Source organism: Arthrobacter paludis (assembly GCF_056782315.1).
The window spans coordinates 211171-229255 of the sequence record NZ_JBXAEW010000001.1 but is presented as its reverse complement, the minus strand read 5'-3'; the positions used below and the strand labels follow the sequence as shown (position 1 = coordinate 229255).

The following is an 18085-nucleotide window of genomic DNA, read 5'->3' as shown; positions in this document are numbered from 1 at the left end:
CCCGGGTCCGCGCCGCCGCCCCGCCCTACCCGTGGGCGTCCGCGGTGGATTCCCCGGTGGATTCCCCGGGGCCGTAGAGGTCGTCCGCGAGCCGCAGCCCGCGGCGGGCCCACGAGATCTCGGCCTGGGCCCGGGCGATGAGCCCCTCGTAGGCGAACCGCTTGAAGGCGATCGTCGCCCGGTGCGCCTCGGGCGGGGTCTTCTCCAGACGCCGGTTCAGCATCGCCGAGGCGCCGCTGTCGATTTCGTGGATCCGCTGCTCCCACTGCCGGAGCTGCCCGCCGTGGTGCTCGATGTGGGCGCGCAGCTGGGCCCGCACCGACTCCGGCGCCGCCGTCTCCATGTAGGCGGCCCGGAGGTGGGCCGGGTCGCGCTCCCGCTGGTACGGCAGCGGCGAGTTCATCCAGCGCGCGAAGTCCTCCAGCCCGGCCGGGGTGACGTGGTAGCGCCGCTTCGTGCCGTTCCTGCCCCAGGGGACGTCCTCGCCCTCGAGGAGGCCCTCCCGTTCCATCTTGCGCAGCTCCGGGTAGATCTGGGAGTCCGGCGCGTACCACACGTGGCCCACCGACGCCTCGAACTGCTTGTGGAGGTCGTAACCGGTCATCGGGTCGACTTTCAGCAGTGCCAGCAGGGCGTAGCGCAGGCTCATCGGGCTCCTCGGGGTGTGGGTTGGCCGACCTCCACGGTAGCCCGGCGGCGCAACGGACCGGTGGAGGCTTGTCCATTACCTATGTAGATAGATACTCTGTGAGTCGGACCACTCACTATGCAGATAGGTAATCCAAGGAGAACCGCCATGACACTGACCGCCGACCGCGCCGCCGGCCACCTTCCGGATCCCCGGCGGGACGCCGCGCCCCAGAAGGCCGCCGCCAAGGTCTTCGGGCACCCCCTGAACGCCTGGTACGTCGCCGCCTGGGACCACGAGGTGACGCGCAAGCCCCTCGCCCGGAAGGTCGCGAACAAGCCGATGGCGCTGTTCCGCACCGAGGACGGCCGCGCCGCCGCGCTGGCGGACGCCTGCTGGCACCGCCTGGCGCCCCTGTCGATGGGCAAGGCGGTCGGCCGGGACGGCATCCAGTGCCCCTACCACGGCCTCGTGTACAACTCCGCCGGCCGATGCATCGAGATGCCGGCCCAGGAGACCGTCAACCCGAGCGCGGCCGTCCCCTCGTTTCCCGTGGTCGAGCGCAACCGGTTCGTCTGGGTGTGGCCGGGGGACGCCGCCCTGGCGGATCCGGACCTGATTCCGGACATGGAGCAGATGGACTCGCCCGAGTGGGCCGGCGACGGCGAGACGATCCATGCCGAGTGCAACTACCAGCTCATCCTCGACAACCTCATGGACCTCACCCACGAGGAATTCGTCCACTCCTCCTCCATCGGCCAGGACGAGCTGAGCGAGTCCGAGTTCGAAACGCGGCGCGACGGCCGCCGCGTGACCGTCTCCCGGTGGATGTTCGACATCGACGCCCCCCCGTTCTGGCTCAAGAACATGCGCGACAAGTTCCCGGACTTCAGCGGGAAGGTCGACCGCTGGCAGATCATCCACTTCGAGGCCCCGTCCACGATCCGCATCGACGTCGGCGTCGCCAAGGCCGGCACCGGGGCGGAACGGGGCGACCGCAGCCAGGGGGTCAACGGGTACGTGATGAACACGATCACCCCCGAGACCGACCGCACGTCCCACTACTTCTGGGCGTTCATGCGCAACTACCGGCTCGAGAGCCAGACCATCACCACCCAGCTGCGCAACGGGGTCCACGGGGTCTTCGGCGAGGACGAGGCCATGCTCAAGGCCCAGCAGGACGCGATCGACGCGAATCCGGACCACGAGTTCTACAGCCTGAACATCGACGCGGGCGGCATGTGGGTGCGGCGGATCCTCGACGCCATGCTCGAGGCCGAGGGCCGCCTGGCGGAGCTGGCCTAGGCGCCGGCGGGAGAGGGAGAACACCATGGCCATCCACCAGAAGTCCGTCTGGCAGCGCGGCACGGTCGTTGAGGCCGTCGACGCCGCCGATCGCGTCCGGCGCCTCGTGATCGAGCCGGAGATGCCGGCGCCCGCGCCGCCGGGATCGCACATCGACGTCCGCGTCCCAGCCGGCCCCACGGGCGGCGTCCGCTCCTATTCCGTCGTCGATTCCGCCGGGGAGGGGCGCCGGATCGCCGTGAGCGTGCTGCTGGCCCCCGCCTCCCGGGGCGGCTCCGCGCACATGCACGCCCTGGGGGTCGGCGACCGCGTCGACCTGACGCAGCCCCTGCAGAACTTCCCCCTCCGCCACGGCGCCCCGTCGTACGTGCTGCTGGCCGGCGGGATCGGCATCACGGCCATCGTCGGCATGGCCCGCGCCCTGCGCCGCTCCGGGGCCGACTACCGGATCGTCTATGTGGGGCGTTCCCGCCGCGCGATGGCCTATCTGGACCTCCTCCTCGAAGAACACGGCGAGCGGCTCGCCGTCCACGTCGACGAGGAAGGGACCCCGCTGGACGTCCCGGGCCTCGTCGGCGGCATCGATCCCGCCGCGGAGCTCTACATGTGCGGTCCCATCCGGCTCATGGACGCCGTGCGGCGGGCCTGGCGGGACCGGGGCCTGGCCGGCCCCAACCTGCGCTTCGAGACCTTCGGGAACTCCGGGTGGTACGACCCGGAGGAGTTCACCGTGCGCGTGCCCGGACTCGGGGTGGAGGCCACCGTCGGCCGCGACCGCTCGCTGCTCGAGGCGCTCGAGGGGGCCGGGGTCGAGATGCTGTCGGACTGCCGGAAGGGCGAATGCGGGCTGTGCCAGGTCCGCGTGCTCGGCGTCGAGGGCGCCGTCGACCACCGGGACGTCTTCTTCAGCGAGCGGCAGAAGGAATCCGTGGACCGCCTGTGCGCCTGCGTCTCGCGCGTCTCCTCGGCGGGCGGCCCCGCGCCGCAGGCCCTCCCGGCCCCGCGGACGGGCCGGCCCACACTCACGATCGAACTCGCCTAGGAGCCGACCATGACCTTCCGGGAACGCCTGGACGCGTCGCCGATGTCCCGAGCCCAGTGGACCGTCGTGGCCGTCTGCACCCTTCTCAACGCCCTCGACGGGTTCGACGTGCTGGCCATGGCCTTCACCGCGAACCGCGTCTCCACGGAGTTCGGCCTCGGCGGAACCGAGCTGGGCCTGCTCCTTAGCGCCGGGCTGGTCGGGATGGCCGTCGGCTCGCTGTTCCTGGCCCCGTACGCCGACGCCATCGGCCGCCGCCGCATGCTCCTGCTCTCGACGGCCCTCGCGGCCGCGGGGATGTTCGCCTCCGCCACCGCCGGGGATGCGCTGGCCCTCGCGGGCTGGCGGATGCTAACCGGCCTCGGCGTCGGCGGCATCCTCGCCTGCACGAACGTCCTGGCCAGCGAGTACGCCAATCGGCGGTGGCGCGGCATGGCCATCAGCATCTACACGGCAGGCTACGGCGTCGGCGCGACGCTCGGCGGTTCGGCGGCCGTGTGGCTCCAGGCCGAGTCGGGGTGGCGCGCCGTGTTCGTCTTCGGCGGGGCCTGCACCGCGGCGGCGCTGCTCCTGGCCGCGCTCGTGGTCCCCGAATCCGCCGACTTCCTCGTGACGCGGCGTCCTGCGCGCGCGCTCGAGCGCCTCAACGCGATCGCCCGGCGGACGGGCCAGCCCGCCTTCGACGCGATCCCCGCCCCGGCCACCCAGGAGGCGGCGGGCGGCCGGTTGGCCTCGCTGTTCGAGGGCACGCACCGCCGCACCACGCTCCTCGTCTGGACGGCGTTCTTCGCGACGATGTTCGGCTTCTACTTCGTGAACAGCTGGACGCCGAAACTGCTCGTGACGGCCGGCATGACGGAAAGCCAGGGCGTCGTCGGCGGGCTCATGCTCACCCTCGGTGGCACGTTCGGCGCCCTCCTGTACGGCGCGCTGACCACGCGTTGGGAGTCGCAGCGGGTGCTGGTCGGGTTCACGGTCGCCTCGGCGGGCGCCATGCTCCTGTTCATCACGTCGGCCTCGCTGCTGGCCGTGGCCTTCGCGGCCGGCATCGCCGTGGGCATGCTCGTCAACGGCTGCATCGCGGGCCTCTACACCCTGGCCCCCGCGTCGTACCCGGCCGGCTCCCGGGGGACCGGGGTGGGGTGGGCCATCGGCGTCGGGCGCGTCGGGGCGATCCTGGCCCCGATCGCGACGGGTGCGCTGCTCGACGCCGGCTGGAGCGCCGCGGCCCTCTACGCCGGGGTCGGCGCGGTGATGCTCGTGGCGGCGTGGGCCGCGGCCAGGCTCCGTCCGGGGGCCCCGGCCGCCGTCCCCGAGGCCGCGGCGGCCCGCGGCTAGCCCGGGCATGCGAAAAGGGCGGCGGCTCCCGAACCGGGTGCCGCCGCCCTCAGGCGCTTAAGGCGTGGGGCCGCTGGTTACAGCGGGCGGATGTCCGCAGCCTGCAGGCCCTTCTGGCCCTGCGTGATCTCGAACTCGACGCGCTGGCCCTCTTCGAGGGAGCGGAAGCCGGAGGACTGGATCGCGGAGTAGTGCGCGAACACGTCGTCGGACTGGTCGTCGGGGGCGATGAAGCCGAAGCCCTTTTCGGCGTTGAACCACTTAACGGTACCGGTGGCCATGGTGTGTCCTTTCAAGACTGTCCCGGATGGGACGTAGGGTGGACGGCCGCCGGGGTGGCGGCCGCTTGCAGCTACGCGATTTTCCGCCAGTCATAAAAGGAGCCACCTTGCGGGCGGCACCAGTTTCCTGCGAGACAAACTGCGACTACACGTCCAGACTACGCGAGTGCGGGGCCCGCGCATAGCCCGGACGGGCGGGCCCCGCACGGGCGGTCCCGGCGCGGGCCGCCACCAGCCACACCAACTCCGGCGGCACGGGAGCGTCCGGGCGGAGGAGGGGAGCGGCCACGGCGTCGGCCCCGCAGGCGGCCACGCGGTCCGCGAAGTGCCCCGGAGCCAGCAGGTAGGGGGCGACGACGACGCGGCCGCCGGCCGCGGCACGGCCCCGCGGGCTCCCTCCGCCGTCCGGGGCGCGCCCCGAGCGGGCCGCTCGGACGGCGGCGCCGAGCCCGGGTGCGGCGTGGACGACGAAGGCGGCCTCCACGGGCCGGCCCAGGGCCGCCGCCAACAGCCGGGCGGCCTCCCGCCCGGCCGCGGCCCCTGCGGGGTCCGAGGAGCCGGCGGCGGCGAGGAGCACCCTGTCGCCGCGGCGCAGGCCGGCCTCGCGGAGCCGGCGGGCCAGCACGGACGCCAACAGGGGGTGCGGGCCCAGGGGCGGGGCGACCGTGGCGCCCGGGGCCGCGTCCGCGGCCCGCACCAGGTCCGCGCCGGCGTGGAGCCCCCGGGAGAGCAGGAGCGGCACGATGCGCACGGGCGGGCCGGCCGCGGCGGCCCCGCCGGGTCCCCGCGCCGCTGCGTGCGCGTCCGCCACGGCGTCCGGAGCGCGCGGCTCCTCCACGTCCACGAAGGCCTGCCGCACCGCCCAGTCGGGCCGGGCCGCGGCGACGGCGGCCGCCAGGGCGGCAACGGCCGCCCGGCCCCCGGGATCCGAGGTGCCGTGAGAGGCGAGCACGACCGGCCGGGCCGGGAGCGTCCGTTCCCACCCGGCCCACGGGACGGCCCGCAGGCCCGGAAACGGCCCGGGCGGCGGCCACCGCCCCGGCGAAGCCGGGCTCACGCCGCAACCTGGACGCGGACCACGCCGCCGCTGGTGTCGACGCGGTGCACGGGGAGGCGGAATGCGTCGCCGCTGAGGCACTCGCCGGTGTCGAGCCGGTACACCTCCTTGTGGAGCGGGCTGGCGACCGTGGCCACGCTGCGCCCGCCGAGCGTGCGGCTGCCCACGATGCCCCGGGCCATCACAGCCGCCCCCGTGGCCGGACAGTGCTGCCCCGTGGCGGCCACGGACCCGTCGGGCAGCCGGAACAGCGCCACCTGGACCTCGCCCAGGCGGGCCGCCTCGCCCCAGCAGGACTCCAGGTCGTCGAGCCGGCAGGCCTCGAGCCAGCGGGTGCCGGGGGCCTCCGGCGCGGCCGTTCCGGCTGCGGGGGCCGCGGCTGCGGTGCGGGGCTGGTCGGTGAGTGTCGTCATCGTGCTGCCTTCCTCTCGGGGGCTGGTCGTGCACCGAGCCTAGGAACGGCGTGTTTCGGGAGGCCGCCGCGCGCCGTGACGGCGGGGTAAAACGCGGCTCACGCGCACCGGGCCACCCGGTGGCCGGCGCCGTTGCATGCCGGAAACACGCCGTAGCAAGACCGCAACGCGAGGGAAACGGCCGGGCAAACGGGGCTTCCTAGGCTCGGTCCCAGTCGGCGACGAACCGGCAGGAGGAGGAGCGACCATGGAGAAGACGACGGCAGGCGCCCGGACGGGCACGGAGCGCAGGGTCGTGGTGGTCGGCGGGGGCCCCGCCGCGCACCGCTTCACGGAGGCCATGGCGGCCCGCGGGCTCGACGGGGTCCGCGTCACCGTGCTCACCGAGGAACCGCACAGGCCGTACGACCGCGTGGCGCTCTCGCGGGCCCTGATCGAGCCGGCCGTGGACCTCACCCTGGGGGAGCCGGGGCTGTGGGACCACCCGCGGATCACGCTGGCCACCGCGGCGCGCGCCGTCGACCTGGACCTGGAGGCCCGCGAGGTCGTTACCGCCGACGGCGGCCGCCACCCGTACGACGAGCTGGTCCTCGCCACGGGCTCCAACGCGGCCCGGCTGCCCATCCCCGGCAACGAGCACACGCACGTCTACCGGTACCTCGAGGACGTGTGGGCCATCCACCGCGAGGTCACCCGGCTCACCGAGCGACTCGGACGACCCGTCAACGCCGTGACGATCGGCGGCGGGCTGCTCGGGCTCGAGGCCGCCGCCGGGCTGCAGTCGCTCGGCGCGCGCCCCGTCGTGGTCGACGGCGGGCCGTGGCTCATGGGCACGCAGCTGGACGAGGGCGCCGGCCAGGCCATGGGCCGGCTCGTCGCCGCGAAGGGCCTCGAGGTGCACGGCGGGGTCTACCCGGCGGCCGTGCTCACGGAGCAGGCCGACGGCGAAACCCGGGTCACCGGCGTGGAGATGGCGGACGGCCGCGTCATCCCGGCGGACCTGGTCGTGGTCTCGATCGGCGTCCGGCCCCGCGACGAGCTGGCGCGGGCCGTCAACGACCGGGCGGCGGCCGCCGCGGCCGCCGGCAGGCCCGCCGACGAGTTGTCCGACGGCGGGTCCACGCCGGTGTTCCGGCTGGGGGCCCGCGGCGGCGTCGTCGTCGACGCGGCGTGCGCGACCGACGTCGAGCACGTGTGGGCGGTCGGCGAGGTCGCCAACTTCGAGGGCCTCTGCGTCGGGCTCGTGGCCCCCACGAACACCATGGCGGAGATCGTCGCCGACCGGCTCAGCGGGGGCGCGGCCACGTTCCCCGGCTTCGACACCGCCACGAAGCTCAAGCTCTCCGGCGTCGACGTCGCCAGCTTCGGCGACGCCTTCGCCAAGGCCCCGGGCGCCCTCGAGGTCGTCTACGCCGACCCCGCCCGCGGCGTCTACCAGAAGGTCGTCGTGACCGACGACGCCAAGACGCTGCTCGGCGGGATCTTCGTCGGGGACGCGTCCCCCTACGCGGGCCTGCGCGCACTCCTGGGCCGCGAGCTGCCCGCCGAGCCCGGCGCCTACCTCTCCGCCGCGGGCGGCGGGGCCCCGGAGGCGGAGCTGCCCCACGACGCGGTCCTGTGTTCCTGCAACAACGTCACCGCGGGCGCCGTCCGCGACGCGGTCGGCGGCCGCGGCGGCTGCGAGGGCGCGGAACCCGTCCGGGAGCTGGCGGGGCTGAAGGCCTGCACCCGCGCCGGCACCCAGTGCGGGTCCTGCGTCCCGGTGCTCAAGAAGCTCCTGGAGCGGGAGCTCGCCCAGAGCGGGGTCGAGGTGTCCCGGGCCATGTGCGAGCACGTCGCGTTCTCCCGCGCCGAACTCTTCGAGGCCGTCCGGCTCGCCGGCCTCGCCTCCTACGAGGCGGTCATGGCGCGGTTCGGGGACGGCCTCGGCTGCGACGTGTGCAAGCCCGCGATCGCCTCGATCCTCGCCTCGCAGCATTCCCCGTACCCGCTCGACGGAGGCCTCGGCCCGCTCCAGGACACCAACGACCGGGCGCTGGCCAACATGCAGAAGGACGGGACGTACTCCGTGGTCCCGCGGATCCCGGGCGGGGAGATCACGCCCGCGAAGCTGGCCGTCATCGCCGGCGTCGCGGAGCGGTACGGCCTGTACACGAAGATCACGGGGGCGCTGCGGATCGACCTGTTCGGCGCCCGGCTGGAGCAGCTCCCCGACATCTGGCGCGAACTCGTCGAGGCGGGCTTCGAGTCCGGCCACGCGTACGGCAAGGCGCTGCGCAACGTGAAGAGCTGCGTCGGTTCCACGTGGTGCCGCTACGGCGTCCAGGACTCGGTGGACCTGGCGATCCGCATGGAGCTGCGCTACCGGGGCCTGCGCTCGCCGCACAAGCTCAAGATGGGCGTGTCCGGGTGCGCCCGCGAGTGCGCGGAGGCCCGGGGCAAGGACGTCGGCGTGATCGCCACGGCGGACGGGTGGAACCTGTACGTGGGAGGCAACGGGGGCGCGACCCCGGCCCACGCCGAACTCCTGGCCCAGGACCTCGACGAGGCAACGCTCATCCGCTACGTCGACCGGTACCTCATGTACTACATCCGCACCGCGGACCGGCTGCAGCGCACCGCGCACTGGATGCGCGACCTCGACGGCGGCCTCGGGCACGTGCGCGACGTGGTCGTCCACGACTCCCTCGGCCTGGGCGCCGACCTCGAGGCCGCGATGGACCGCCACGTCGAGGACTACGAGGACGAGTGGGCCGCCACCCTGAGGGACCCCGACCGGCTCCGCCGGTTCCGATCCTTCGTCAACGCGCCCCGGACGCCCGACGACTCGCTCGCCTACGCCGAGGAGCGCGGCCAGCGCGTCCCGGCCGGACCGGTGCCCCTGGGCACGTCGATCCCCGTGGGCGCCCCCGCCGGAGGCCGGGCGTGAGCCCCGCCGGGCGGCCCGGCCGCGTCACGCTCGTCGGGGGCGGCCCCGGGCCTGCGGACCTGCTCACGCTCCGGGCCGTCCGCGCCCTCCGGGCCGCCGACGTCGTCTTCCACGACCGGCTCGGCCCCGGCGCCTCCGTCGCCGGGCTCGCCCCCGGGGCCGAACTCGTGGACGTCGGCAAGGCGCCGGGACACCACCGGGTCCCCCAGGAGCGCATCAACGCGCTCGTGGTCGCCGCCGCGCTGGCCGGGAGGACCGTGGTCCGGCTCAAGGGCGGCGACCCGTTCGTCTTCGGCCGCGGCGGCGAGGAGGCGATCGCCTGCCGGGAGGCCGGGATCGAGGTCGAGGTCGTCCCGGGCGTCACGAGCGCCGTCTCCGTGCCCGCCGCCGCGGGCATCCCCGTCACCCACCGCGGGGCCGCCCACGCCGTCACCGTCGCCAGCGGACACGATCCGTTCTCGGAGGCCGAGCTGTCCCACCTGGCCGGGCTCGGGGGCACCATCGTCCTGCTGATGGGGGTCGGGACCCTCCAGCAGACGGCGGCCGGCCTGCTGCGCCACGGGCTCGCCCCGACGACGCCGGCGGCCGTCATCGAGCGCGGCTACACGCCCACGCAGCGCTGCACCCGGGCCCCGCTCGGGCGGCTCGCCGCCGCGGCGTCCGCCGCGCGCGTGTCCGCCCCGGCGGTGGTGGTGATCGGCGCCGTCGCGGCGCTCGGCGACGACGGCGTCCGGGCCGTGCTGGGCGACGACGGCGTCCGGGCCGTGCCCGGGCGGCTGGACGGGTCCGCGCCGTCCCGGAAGGTGACGGCGTGAGCGCGCCGCCGCTGGCCGGCTTCCGGATCGGCGTGACCAGCGACCGCCGCTCGTCCGAGCTCGTCCACGCGCTCGAGCGGCGCGGCGCCGCCGTCCTCCACGCGCCGCTGCTCCGGCTGGCGCCCCTGGATGAGGACGCGGAGTTGCTCGAGGCCACCCGGGCCGTGATCGCCGCGGCCCCCGAGACCGTGCTCGTCACCACCGGGTACGGGCTGCGCCGCTGGCTGGATGCGGCGGATGCGCACGGCCTCGGGCAGGACCTGCTCGCCGCGCTGGGGGGCGCGGCGGTGCGGGTCCGCGGGCCGAAGGCCTGCGGCGCGGCCCGCGCGGCGGGCCTCGTGGAGTCCTCGGTCGCCGCCGACGGGCTCACGGCCACCATGGTCGACGAGGCCCTGGCCGCCGGCGTCGCGGGCACGACGGTGGCCGTCCAGCTGCACGGGCTCGGCGACGCCGCCCAGCTCGGGCGCCTGCGGGCGGCGGGGGCGCGTGTCGTGGAGGTCTCCCCCTACCGCTGGCTGCCCCCGGAGGACGGTGCGGCGGCCGCCCGGCTGGTCGAGGCCGCCTGCGCCGGCCGGCTCGACCTGGTCACGTTCACGGCCGCCCCGGCCGTCGACGCGATGTTCGCCGCCGCGGCCCGGGCCGGCGGCCACGCGGCCCTCCTGGGCCAGTTCCACTCGGACCTGCTCGCCGCGGTCGTGGGCGACGTGACGGCCGCCCCGTTGCGCGCGCTCGGGATCGAACCCGTCGTCCCGGACCGGCACCGGCTCGGTGCGCTGGTCCGGGCCGTGACCGACCGGCTGTCGGCGGCGGGCGGAGTGCGCCTGCGGACGCGGTTCGGCGAGTGCACGCTCCAGGGCACCACGGTCTCGCTCCAGGGCTCCCACGCGACGCTGGCCGGCGCGCCCCTGGCCGTGTTCAGGGCCCTCGCCCGGGCCGGCGGCGCGGTCGTGCCGAGGGCGGCGCTGGCGGCGCACCTTCCCGAGGGCGGCGGCGACCACGCGCTGGACATGGCCGTCAGCCGCCTGCGCCGGACGCTTCCGGAGCCGCGCCTGGTCGCGACGGTGATCAAGCGCGGCTACCGGCTCAGCGTGTAGCCCCGGGTCAGGCGCAGCACCAGGCCCGCGGCCGCGACGGCCAGGACGGCGGCGATCGCCGCCGTCGTCCCGACTCCCGCGTCGAAGGCGCGCGCCGCGGACTCCAGCAGCGCGTCGCCCTGGGCCGCGGGCAGGCCGACCGCGGCCTCGTGCGCCCCGCCGAGGGTTTCGCGGGCGCGGTCCGCTGCGGCCGCGTCCGTTCCGGCGGGCACGACGACGGCGGCGCGGTAGGCGGCGTTGAGGATGCTGCCGAGCACCGCGGTGCCGAGCACGGAACCCAGTTCGTAGGCGGTTTCGGAGATCGCGGAGGCGGCGCCGGCCTTGCGGGCCGGCACCGCGGCGAGGGCGAGGTCGTTGGAGACGGTCTCCGCGAGGCCGACGCCGGCGCCCAGAACCGCGAACGCGGCGAGCAGCCCCGCCGTCGACCCCGCGGGGCCGGCGACGGCGGCCACCCCGTACGCGGCCGCCCCCAGCAGCAGGCCGGCCACCATCACCGCGGCGGGGCGCACCCGGCGCACGAGCGGGACGGCGGCGAACCCGAACGCCACCGTCAGTGCCAGCCCGGGCAGCATCGACGTGCCGGCGGCGACCGGGCTCAGTCCGGCGGCCAGCTGCAGGTGCTGGGCCAGGAAGTAGATGAACCCGACGAAGGAGAACACGCTGAGCAGGTTCACCGACAGGGCCGCCGTGAACACCGGGTTGGCGAACAGGCGCACGTCCAGCATCGGGACGCGGCGGCGCAGCTGGCGGCGGACGAACAGGGCCCCGCAGGCCAGTCCGAGGGCCACCCACGCCACCGCGGCCGGGGTGCCCGCGACGGCCGCCTTGATCCCGTACACGACCGGCACCAGGGTGCCGACGGCCAGCAACAGCCCGGGCGGGTCGACGGGGCCCGGCTCCGGGTCGCGGGACTCGGGCAGCAGGAATGGGCCCGCCGCCAGCAGGGGGAGCAGGGCCGGCACCGCCAGCAGGAAGACCGACCCCCACCAGAAGTGCTCCAGCAGCCAGCCGCCGACGATCGGCCCGAGCGCCGCCCCGCCGGAGAAGCCCGCGGCCCACACCGCGATGGCCAGGCGGCGCTCGCCGGCGTCCGTGAAGATGTTGCGGATCAGCGAGAGCGTGGCCGGCATCAGCGCCGCGCCGAACACCCCGAGCAGGGCGCGGGCCGCGATGAGCGCCTCGGGCCCCGGCGCGAACGCGGCGGCGGCGGACACGGCCCCGAAGCCGGTGGCCCCGGCCAGGAGGAGCCGGCGCCGGCCGATGCGGTCGCCGAGGGAGCCCATCGGCACCAGCAGGCCCGCCAGGACGAGCGGGTAGACGTCGATCAGCCACAGCAGTTGCGTCCCCGTCGGTTCGAGGGCCCGGGACAGGGCCGGGACGGCGAAGCTGAGGACCGTGTTGTCGACCGAGACGAGCAGGACCGGGCACATGAGCACCGCGAGCGCGGCCCAGCGCCGGGCGCGGCCGGGGTCGCGGCGCGTTGCGGGGGTGGGGGCTGCGTGCTGGGCCATGGGACACCTCGGATCGGGCGGCGGAACGTCGGGGGAGCGGGCGGAGGGCCGCGGCCCCCGCTGTAACTGTACCGTCCAGACGGTATAGTTGACGAGTTCGTTGGCTAGAGTGGCAGCCATGGCCCGCCCCGACACCCGCGAGAAGATCCTCGACGCCTACGCCGCCCTGGTGGCCGAGGACGGAGAGCGGGCCGCCACCATGGACGCCACGGCCGCGCGCGCCGGGGTGTCCAAGGGAGGGCTGCTCTACCACTTCAAGTCCAAGGACGCGCTCGCCGCCGGCGTCATCGAGCGCTTCGAGGCCGCCGCCGCGGAGGACCGGGACGCGATGCGGGCCGCCCCCGAGGGGGCCTCGCGCTACTACGTGCGTACGTCGTCCTCGACCGGGTCGGTCCTCGACACCTCGTATTCCGCCGTCGTCCGCCTCGCCGGCGCCCACCACGAACCGGCCCTCGAGGCGCTGGGCCGCGTCCACGAGGGCTGGATGTCCCTGATCCGCGCGGAGGTCGGGGACCCGAACGCGGCCGAGGCGATCATGCTCATCGGCGAGGGCCTCTACTACCACTCCACGCTCCCGAGCTGGCCCCGGAGCGCGCTCGGCCGGTCGCCGGAGGACCTGCTCGAGCAGGTGGACCGGCTGAAGGGAAGCACCGCCCCGTGACGCTCACACTGCCCCGGCACCCCTGGCGCGGCCGGATCGGGGCGCTGCTCGGGATCCTGCTGATGGCCCTGAGCCTGCGCGCCGCCGTCGTCTCCGTCCCCCCGCTGCTCGGCTCGATCCGCCCGGAACTCGGGCTCGACGCGCTGACCATCGGGGTGCTCGCGATGCTCGCGCCGGTGATCTTCGCCGTGTCCGGCCTCGGCACGCCCCGGCTCATCCGCGCCTGGGGCCTCGAGCGGACGCTCGGGGTGGCCGTGCTGCTGGCGGTGGCCGGGCAGCTCGCCCGCGCGGCGGTCGGCGGGGTCCCGCTGTTCCTGCTGCTGTCGGCCGTGACGATGGCCGGGTACGGGATCGGCAACGTCGTGCTCCCGCCCCTGGTCAAGAAGTACTTCCCGGACCGGCTCGGCGTCGTCACCGCCGGGTACGTGACGCTGCTGGCCGTCGGCACGGCGATGGCGCCGCAGTTCTCCGTGCCGCTGGCCGGCGTGCTCGGCTGGCGCGGGTCGATCGCGTTCTGGGCGCTGGCCTCGGCCGTCGTCCTGGTCCCGTGGATCGTGCAGCTGGCGCGCGACCGGCGCGCCCGGCGGCGGCCGGAGGAGTCCGACGGCGGCGCCCCCGCCCCCGGTCCTCCCGCCGCAACGCCGCGCGCCCCGGCGGACCTGCCGCACCTCGCGGCCGGCCGCCCCGACCGGCCCCGGGCCGGCGGGCCGCAGGTCCCCGCGTCCCCCCTGAACCCGTGGCGGCACCCCGTCGCCTGGGGGCTGGCGATCTTCCTGGCCGGCAACTCGGCCCAGACGTACGTCTACTTCACGTGGCTGCCCCCGTATCTTGTCGCGCAGGGCATCGGCGAGGCGACGGCGGGCAGCGCGCTGGCGTACTTCGCGATCCTCGGGCTGCCCGTGTCCCTGCTGGTGCCGCTGGTCGTTCCGCGACTGCGGCATCCGGTCCTGGCCGTCCTGCTGTTCACGGGATGCTGGGCCACCGGGCACCTCGGGCTCTACCTGGACCCCACGGGCGCGACCTGGGCCTGGATCACGTTCGCCGGCCTCGGTCAGGGCACGTTCGCGATGGCCCTGCTGATGGTCAACCTCCGCTCGCGCACCACGCACGGCTCGGGCGTGCTGTCCGGGTTCAGCCAGGGCCTCGGCTACGCGGGGGCGGCCCTGGTCCCGATGCTGTTCGGGGTGGTCCGCGACGCGACCGGCGGCTGGGGCGCGTCCTTCGCGATGCTGGCCGGCTGCATCGCCGTGATGCTGGTCGGCGCGGTGATGATCAACGGGCCGCGCCGGATCGAGGACGGCCCGCGCGTGCGGGAGCCGGAGCCGGCCGGGACCCGGTAGTCCGCATGACGGACGCCCCGGGCTGGGAAAGCCCCCGGGGGGGCGTCCCCGCGATGCGGATCGTTGGCAGTTGCGCGCCGGAGGGCGGAATCGTTCTGGGTTGTGGGCTCGAATCGTGAATCGTTGGCAGTTGCGCGCCGGAATCGGGAATCGTTCGAAGGTCATCCGCCCGATCGGGGCCTTTCCGGCCTGCAACTGAGAGCGATTTCCGGATCCGGGCGTGATCTGCGAACGGGATCGGCCGGGGGCCGGCAAGTACTAACGGTTCGGGCCCGGGGAACCCGCCGAGCAGCGGCCTCCCGCCGCAAGGGGCCCGTTGCCGGCTGGTGGCGGCTCGCTCCCGCGCCGTCCCGCTAGCCCTCCAGCGCCGCGCGGACCTTCCGCAGCGTGTTGAGGTTCCGGGTCGTGGTCCCGCGCCGGAACCGGGCCCGCCCGAGGACCTTGGCCAGCTCCGTGTCCAGGGTGCGGCCGCGCTCGACCTCGCGGTAGAGGACGTCCCCGGCCGCCCGCCAGCGGTCGTCGCCGCCGGACGGGGGAGCGGCGGCCGCCAGCTCCGCGACCGTGTCCGGCCCCGCGGCCAGGACGGCATAGGCGTGGCGGGCCACGCCGTCGTCCGCCGCCGTGAACGGGTAGCCGTCCACGATCGCGGCGACCTGCTCCGGGGTCTTGACGAGCACCCAGCCGCCGTAGCCGAACGCGTCCCGCAGGGAGGCCTCACAACGGGCGGCGACGGCCTCCGCGTCCGCGGTGTCGGCCTCCAGGACGGCGTTCCCGGTGGCCAGCAGCGTCCGCACCCCGGTGAACCCGGCCGCGGACAGGACGCGGGCCAGTTCGCCCATGTCGATGCGCACGCCCCCGATGTTGATGCCGCGCAGGAAGACGGCGTAGCGGTGCCGGGCCCCCGCGCGGACCGCCGGGCTCACCGGAGCACCCGGTACCACGAGCCGACGGCGTGCGGCGTCTCGGTCGCCAGCAGCCGCTCGAGCCGCACGGGCGGCCCGTCCGGCCGGTCGAAGACCCGCGTCCCGCCGCCGAGGAAGACGGGGGCGGCGAACAGCAGGACCTCGTCCAGTTCCCCGGCCTCGAGGCACTGCCGGGCCACGGACGCGCCCAGCACGTTCACGTAGCGGTCCCCGGCGGCCGTCCGCGCCGCGGCCACGGCCGGCGCCAGCTCGGTGTGGAACTCGGTCTCGGGGACCGGCTCGGCGGGCGGGTGGTGGGTGAGCACGAACTGCGGCCCGTGCCAGGCCCCGCCGAACGCGCCCTCGCGCTCCGGGTCGCCGCGGTGCGGGTCGTCCCCGCCGAACGTGCGCGCTCCGGCGAGGATCGCGCCGATCCGCGGCACCAGCCCGTCCACGAGCGGGTCCGCCTCCCCGAGGTACGCGGCCAGCCAGGACATGTCCCCGCCCGGGCCCGCGATGAACCCGTCCGCGGACACCGTCGCCGAATACAGCAGCGGCATGGTTCCTCCGTCCCCGCCCGGCCGCCGTCGCGCGCGGGCGCTGCCACCAGTGTGCCCGTGGTCCCGCGGAGGCGCCATGGCCGGGCCCGCCGGGCTCGGCCGCCGGGTCCGGCGGCGACGCCGCGGGCCCGGGCGCGGCCGGCGCCGTCCCCGATAGTCTGGCGCCATGACGACCCGCCTGCCCTTCGGTTCCTGGCCCTCGCCCCTGACCGCCGTGGACGCGGCGGCCGGCACGCTGCCCCTGGGCGGGGGCCGGTTCGTCGGCGGCGAGGCGTGGTGGCTCGAGGGCCGGCCCGCCGAGGGCGGCCGGCTCACCGTCGTCGCGGCGGCCCTGGACGACGACGGCGGCGCCCCGCCGCGCGAGCTCGTCCCCGCGCCGTTCAACGTCCGCTCGCGCGTCCACGAGTACGGCGGGGCCTCGTGGGCCCCGGTGGCCGTCGACGGGCGGGCCCACGTCGTGTTCGCCGAGTTCACGGACCAGCGGCTCTACCTGCTGGACCCCGCCCGGACCGAGGCGCCGGTGCCGCTGACGCCCGACTCCGGGACGGAGCCGGCCCTGCGCTTCGCCGAGTTCGGCCCCGGCCCGCGCGACGGGGAGCTGCTGGCGGTCTGCGAGGACCTGCGCGGTCCCGAGCCGCGGCGCTACGCCGTCGCCGTCCCCCTCGACGGGTCCGCCGCCGACGACCCGGAGGCGCTGCGGGCGGTGGCGCCGCCGTCGCGCTTCGTCGCCGGGCCCCGCGTCAGCCCGGACCGCCGCCGGATCGCGTGGATCGGCTGGGAGCACCCGGACATGCCGTGGGACGCCACCCGCCTCTACGTCGCGGAGCTGGGCGGCGACGGCGTCGCCGGCCCCGCCCGCACCGCGGCCGGCGGCCCCCGCGAGTCCGTGCTCCAGCCGGAGTGGCTCGACGCCGACACCCTCGTGTACGTCTCCGACCGCACCGGCTGGTGGAACCCGTACGCACAGCCGGCCGACGCCGGACCGGAGGCGGCGCGGGCGCTCGCCGGGCGCGCGGAGGAGTTCGCCGGACCGCTGTGGGCCATCGGCACCACCTGGTACGCGGTGCTCGACGGCGGCCGGCTGCTGGCCAGCCACGGCACGCACGGGGCGGCGCTCGGGATCGTGGACCCCGCCGCCGGGACGCTGCGCGACCTCGACCTGCCCTACACCCGGGCGGTGCCCACCGACGTGGACGGGGACCGGGCCCTGGTGCTCGGGACGTCCCCGGAGGACGGGGAGGGGCTGCGGCTCGTGGACTTGTCCACCGGCGCCACGCGGACGCTTCGCCGGGCCGTGCCGGAACCGCCCGACCCCGGCGTGCTGCCGCGCCCGGAGGCGATGGAGTTCCCCGCCCCGGACGGCGGGCGCGTGTACGCGCACGTGTACCGGTCGCGGCTGGAGGGGTACGCCGGGCCCGAGGGGGAGCTGCCCCCGTTCGTGGCGATGGTGCACGGCGGCCCGACGTCGCAGGCCTTCGCGAAGCTGGACCTGGGCATCGCGTACTACACGAGCCGGGGCATCGGCGTCGTGGACATCAACTACGGGGGCTCCACCGGCTACGGCCGCGCCTACCGCGAGCGGCTCAAGGGCCAGTGGGGGATCGTCGACGTCGCCGACACGGTCGCGGCCATGGAGGGCCTGGTCGCGGCCGGCCTGGCGGACCCGGCGCGGCTCGCGATCGAGGGGGGTTCGGCCGGCGGCTGGACGACCCTGGCCTGCCTGACCCGGAAGGACACGTTCGCCGCGGGGATCTCCCGGTACGGCGTCGCCGACCTGGCCGCGCTGGCCGCGGACACGCACGACTTCGAGTCGCGGTACCTCGACGGCCTGGTCGGCCCGTGGCCGGAGGCGCGGGAGGTCTACGCGGAGCGGGCCCCGCTGAACCACGTCGACGGGCTGGACTGCCCGGTGCTGCTGCTGCAGGGCGACGAGGACAAGGTCGTCCCGCCGAACCAGTCCCAGGCGTTCGCCGATGCCCTGGCCGCCAAGGGCATCCCGCACGCGTACGTGCTGTTCCCCGGGGAGCAGCACGGGTTCCGCCGGCTGGAAAACATCGTGCGGGCGCGGGAGCTTTCGCTGGCGTTCTATGCGAAGGTGTTCGGATTCGAGGCGGACGTGCCGCCGATCGCGCTGGCGGCGGGCTGACCGCGACCGCGGCCCGGAGGAGGGCCGCGGTCAACCGGGCCCGGGACGCGGGCCCGCGACGAG

At 75.7% G+C, this 18085-nt stretch carries 16 protein-coding genes; 9 read left to right on the top strand and 7 right to left on the bottom strand.

Going from position 1 to position 18085, the window contains the following annotated elements; genetic code table 11:
• Positions 1-25 precede the first annotated feature (25 nt).
• On the bottom strand, positions 26-649 hold the full coding sequence (locus AC1Q5D_RS01140; RefSeq protein WP_481736717.1) for a helix-turn-helix transcriptional regulator: 624 nt from the start codon (positions 647-649) through the stop codon (positions 26-28).
• A gap of 147 nt (positions 650-796) precedes the next feature.
• On the opposite strand from AC1Q5D_RS01140, the gene AC1Q5D_RS01135 reads away from it, so the two are divergent.
• Genes AC1Q5D_RS01135 through AC1Q5D_RS01125 form a run of 3 tightly spaced genes read left to right on the top strand, consistent with a single transcriptional unit; the run spans position 797 to position 4313 of the window.
• Positions 797-1933, top strand: coding sequence for an aromatic ring-hydroxylating dioxygenase subunit alpha (locus tag AC1Q5D_RS01135; RefSeq protein WP_481736716.1), 1137 nt, complete (start codon positions 797-799; stop codon positions 1931-1933).
• Positions 1934-1958: 25 nt separating this feature from the next.
• Positions 1959-2975: a PDR/VanB family oxidoreductase gene (locus AC1Q5D_RS01130; protein ID WP_481736715.1), complete on the top strand. Its 1017-nt coding sequence runs from the start codon at positions 1959-1961 to the stop codon at positions 2973-2975.
• A 9-nt stretch (positions 2976-2984) separates the two neighbouring features.
• Positions 2985-4313 (top strand): MFS transporter, encoded by a 1329-nt coding sequence (locus AC1Q5D_RS01125; protein WP_481736714.1) that lies wholly within the window; start codon positions 2985-2987, stop codon positions 4311-4313.
• Between the two features lie 77 nt (positions 4314-4390).
• On the opposite strand, the gene AC1Q5D_RS01120 is transcribed toward AC1Q5D_RS01125, so the two are convergent.
• The 3 genes from AC1Q5D_RS01120 to nirD form a co-directional block, all read right to left on the bottom strand.
• On the bottom strand, positions 4391-4594 hold the full coding sequence (locus AC1Q5D_RS01120; RefSeq protein WP_481736713.1) for a cold-shock protein: 204 nt from the start codon (positions 4592-4594) through the stop codon (positions 4391-4393).
• Positions 4595-4739: 145 nt separating this feature from the next.
• Positions 4740-5546: a sirohydrochlorin chelatase gene (locus AC1Q5D_RS01115; RefSeq protein ID WP_481736712.1), complete on the bottom strand. Its 807-nt coding sequence runs from the start codon at positions 5544-5546 to the stop codon at positions 4740-4742.
• 101 nt (positions 5547-5647) lie between these two features.
• Complete coding sequence (nirD, locus tag AC1Q5D_RS01110; RefSeq protein ID WP_481736711.1) at positions 5648-6064, bottom strand: nitrite reductase small subunit NirD; 417 nt, start codon at positions 6062-6064, stop codon at positions 5648-5650.
• A 247-nt stretch (positions 6065-6311) separates the two neighbouring features.
• Here nirD and nirB point away from each other — a divergent pair, with 247 nt between their 5' ends.
• From nirB to AC1Q5D_RS01095, 3 genes are read left to right on the top strand one after another with little or no spacing between them, the layout of a single operon-like run.
• Positions 6312-8993: a nitrite reductase large subunit NirB gene (gene nirB, locus AC1Q5D_RS01105; protein ID WP_481736710.1), complete on the top strand. Its 2682-nt coding sequence runs from the start codon at positions 6312-6314 to the stop codon at positions 8991-8993.
• Positions 8990-9808 (top strand): uroporphyrinogen-III C-methyltransferase, encoded by an 819-nt coding sequence (cobA, locus tag AC1Q5D_RS01100; protein WP_481736709.1) that lies wholly within the window; start codon positions 8990-8992, stop codon positions 9806-9808. Before nirB ends, cobA begins: the two co-directional genes overlap by 4 nt.
• Positions 9805-10902: a uroporphyrinogen-III synthase gene (locus AC1Q5D_RS01095; protein WP_481736708.1), complete on the top strand. Its 1098-nt coding sequence runs from the start codon at positions 9805-9807 to the stop codon at positions 10900-10902. Before cobA ends, AC1Q5D_RS01095 begins: the two co-directional genes overlap by 4 nt.
• Here the strand turns inward: AC1Q5D_RS01095 and AC1Q5D_RS01090 are convergent.
• Positions 10884-12413: an MFS transporter gene (locus AC1Q5D_RS01090; RefSeq protein ID WP_481736707.1), complete on the bottom strand. Its 1530-nt coding sequence runs from the start codon at positions 12411-12413 to the stop codon at positions 10884-10886. The genes AC1Q5D_RS01095 and AC1Q5D_RS01090 overlap by 19 nt on opposite strands.
• A gap of 118 nt (positions 12414-12531) precedes the next feature.
• Here AC1Q5D_RS01090 and AC1Q5D_RS01085 point away from each other — a divergent pair, with 118 nt between their 5' ends.
• On the top strand, positions 12532-13074 hold the full coding sequence (locus AC1Q5D_RS01085) for a TetR/AcrR family transcriptional regulator (protein WP_481736706.1): 543 nt from the start codon (positions 12532-12534) through the stop codon (positions 13072-13074).
• Complete coding sequence (locus AC1Q5D_RS01080; RefSeq protein WP_481736705.1) at positions 13071-14414, top strand: MFS transporter; 1344 nt, start codon at positions 13071-13073, stop codon at positions 14412-14414. Before AC1Q5D_RS01085 ends, AC1Q5D_RS01080 begins: the two co-directional genes overlap by 4 nt.
• A 353-nt stretch (positions 14415-14767) precedes the next feature.
• Here AC1Q5D_RS01080 and AC1Q5D_RS01075 read toward each other — a convergent pair whose 3' ends face one another.
• Positions 14768-15337: a DUF1697 domain-containing protein gene (locus AC1Q5D_RS01075; RefSeq protein WP_481736704.1), complete on the bottom strand. Its 570-nt coding sequence runs from the start codon at positions 15335-15337 to the stop codon at positions 14768-14770.
• Entirely contained in the window at positions 15334-15876 is a 543-nt protein-coding gene (locus AC1Q5D_RS01070) for a dihydrofolate reductase family protein (RefSeq protein WP_481736703.1), read from the bottom strand. Before AC1Q5D_RS01070 ends, AC1Q5D_RS01075 begins: the two co-directional genes overlap by 4 nt.
• Before the next feature lie 166 nt (positions 15877-16042).
• Between AC1Q5D_RS01070 and AC1Q5D_RS01065 the strand changes: the two genes are divergently transcribed.
• Entirely contained in the window at positions 16043-18022 is a 1980-nt protein-coding gene (locus tag AC1Q5D_RS01065) for a S9 family peptidase (protein WP_481736702.1), read from the top strand.
• The last annotated feature ends 63 nt before the right edge of the window (positions 18023-18085 follow it).

What these genes read in the sequence shown, in the direction of transcription:
- AC1Q5D_RS01070 (WP_481736703.1), bottom strand. Translation starts at nt 15,876, where the DNA reads ATGCCGCTGCTGTATTCGGCGACGGTGTCCGCGGACGGGTTCATCGCG.
- nirD (WP_481736711.1), bottom strand. Translation starts at nt 6,064, where the DNA reads ATGACGACACTCACCGACCAGCCCCGCACCGCAGCCGCGGCCCCCGCA.
- AC1Q5D_RS01140 (WP_481736717.1), bottom strand. Translation starts at nt 649, where the DNA reads ATGAGCCTGCGCTACGCCCTGCTGGCACTGCTGAAAGTCGACCCGATG.
- AC1Q5D_RS01135 (WP_481736716.1), top strand. Translation starts at nt 797, where the DNA reads ATGACACTGACCGCCGACCGCGCCGCCGGCCACCTTCCGGATCCCCGG.
- AC1Q5D_RS01130 (WP_481736715.1), top strand. Translation starts at nt 1,959, where the DNA reads ATGGCCATCCACCAGAAGTCCGTCTGGCAGCGCGGCACGGTCGTTGAG.
- AC1Q5D_RS01125 (WP_481736714.1), top strand. Translation starts at nt 2,985, where the DNA reads ATGACCTTCCGGGAACGCCTGGACGCGTCGCCGATGTCCCGAGCCCAG.
- AC1Q5D_RS01065 (WP_481736702.1), top strand. Translation starts at nt 16,043, where the DNA reads ATGACGACCCGCCTGCCCTTCGGTTCCTGGCCCTCGCCCCTGACCGCC.
- nirB (WP_481736710.1), top strand. Translation starts at nt 6,312, where the DNA reads ATGGAGAAGACGACGGCAGGCGCCCGGACGGGCACGGAGCGCAGGGTC.
- AC1Q5D_RS01085 (WP_481736706.1), top strand. Translation starts at nt 12,532, where the DNA reads ATGGCCCGCCCCGACACCCGCGAGAAGATCCTCGACGCCTACGCCGCC.
- AC1Q5D_RS01090 (WP_481736707.1), bottom strand. Translation starts at nt 12,413, where the DNA reads ATGGCCCAGCACGCAGCCCCCACCCCCGCAACGCGCCGCGACCCCGGC.
- AC1Q5D_RS01120 (WP_481736713.1), bottom strand. Translation starts at nt 4,594, where the DNA reads ATGGCCACCGGTACCGTTAAGTGGTTCAACGCCGAAAAGGGCTTCGGC.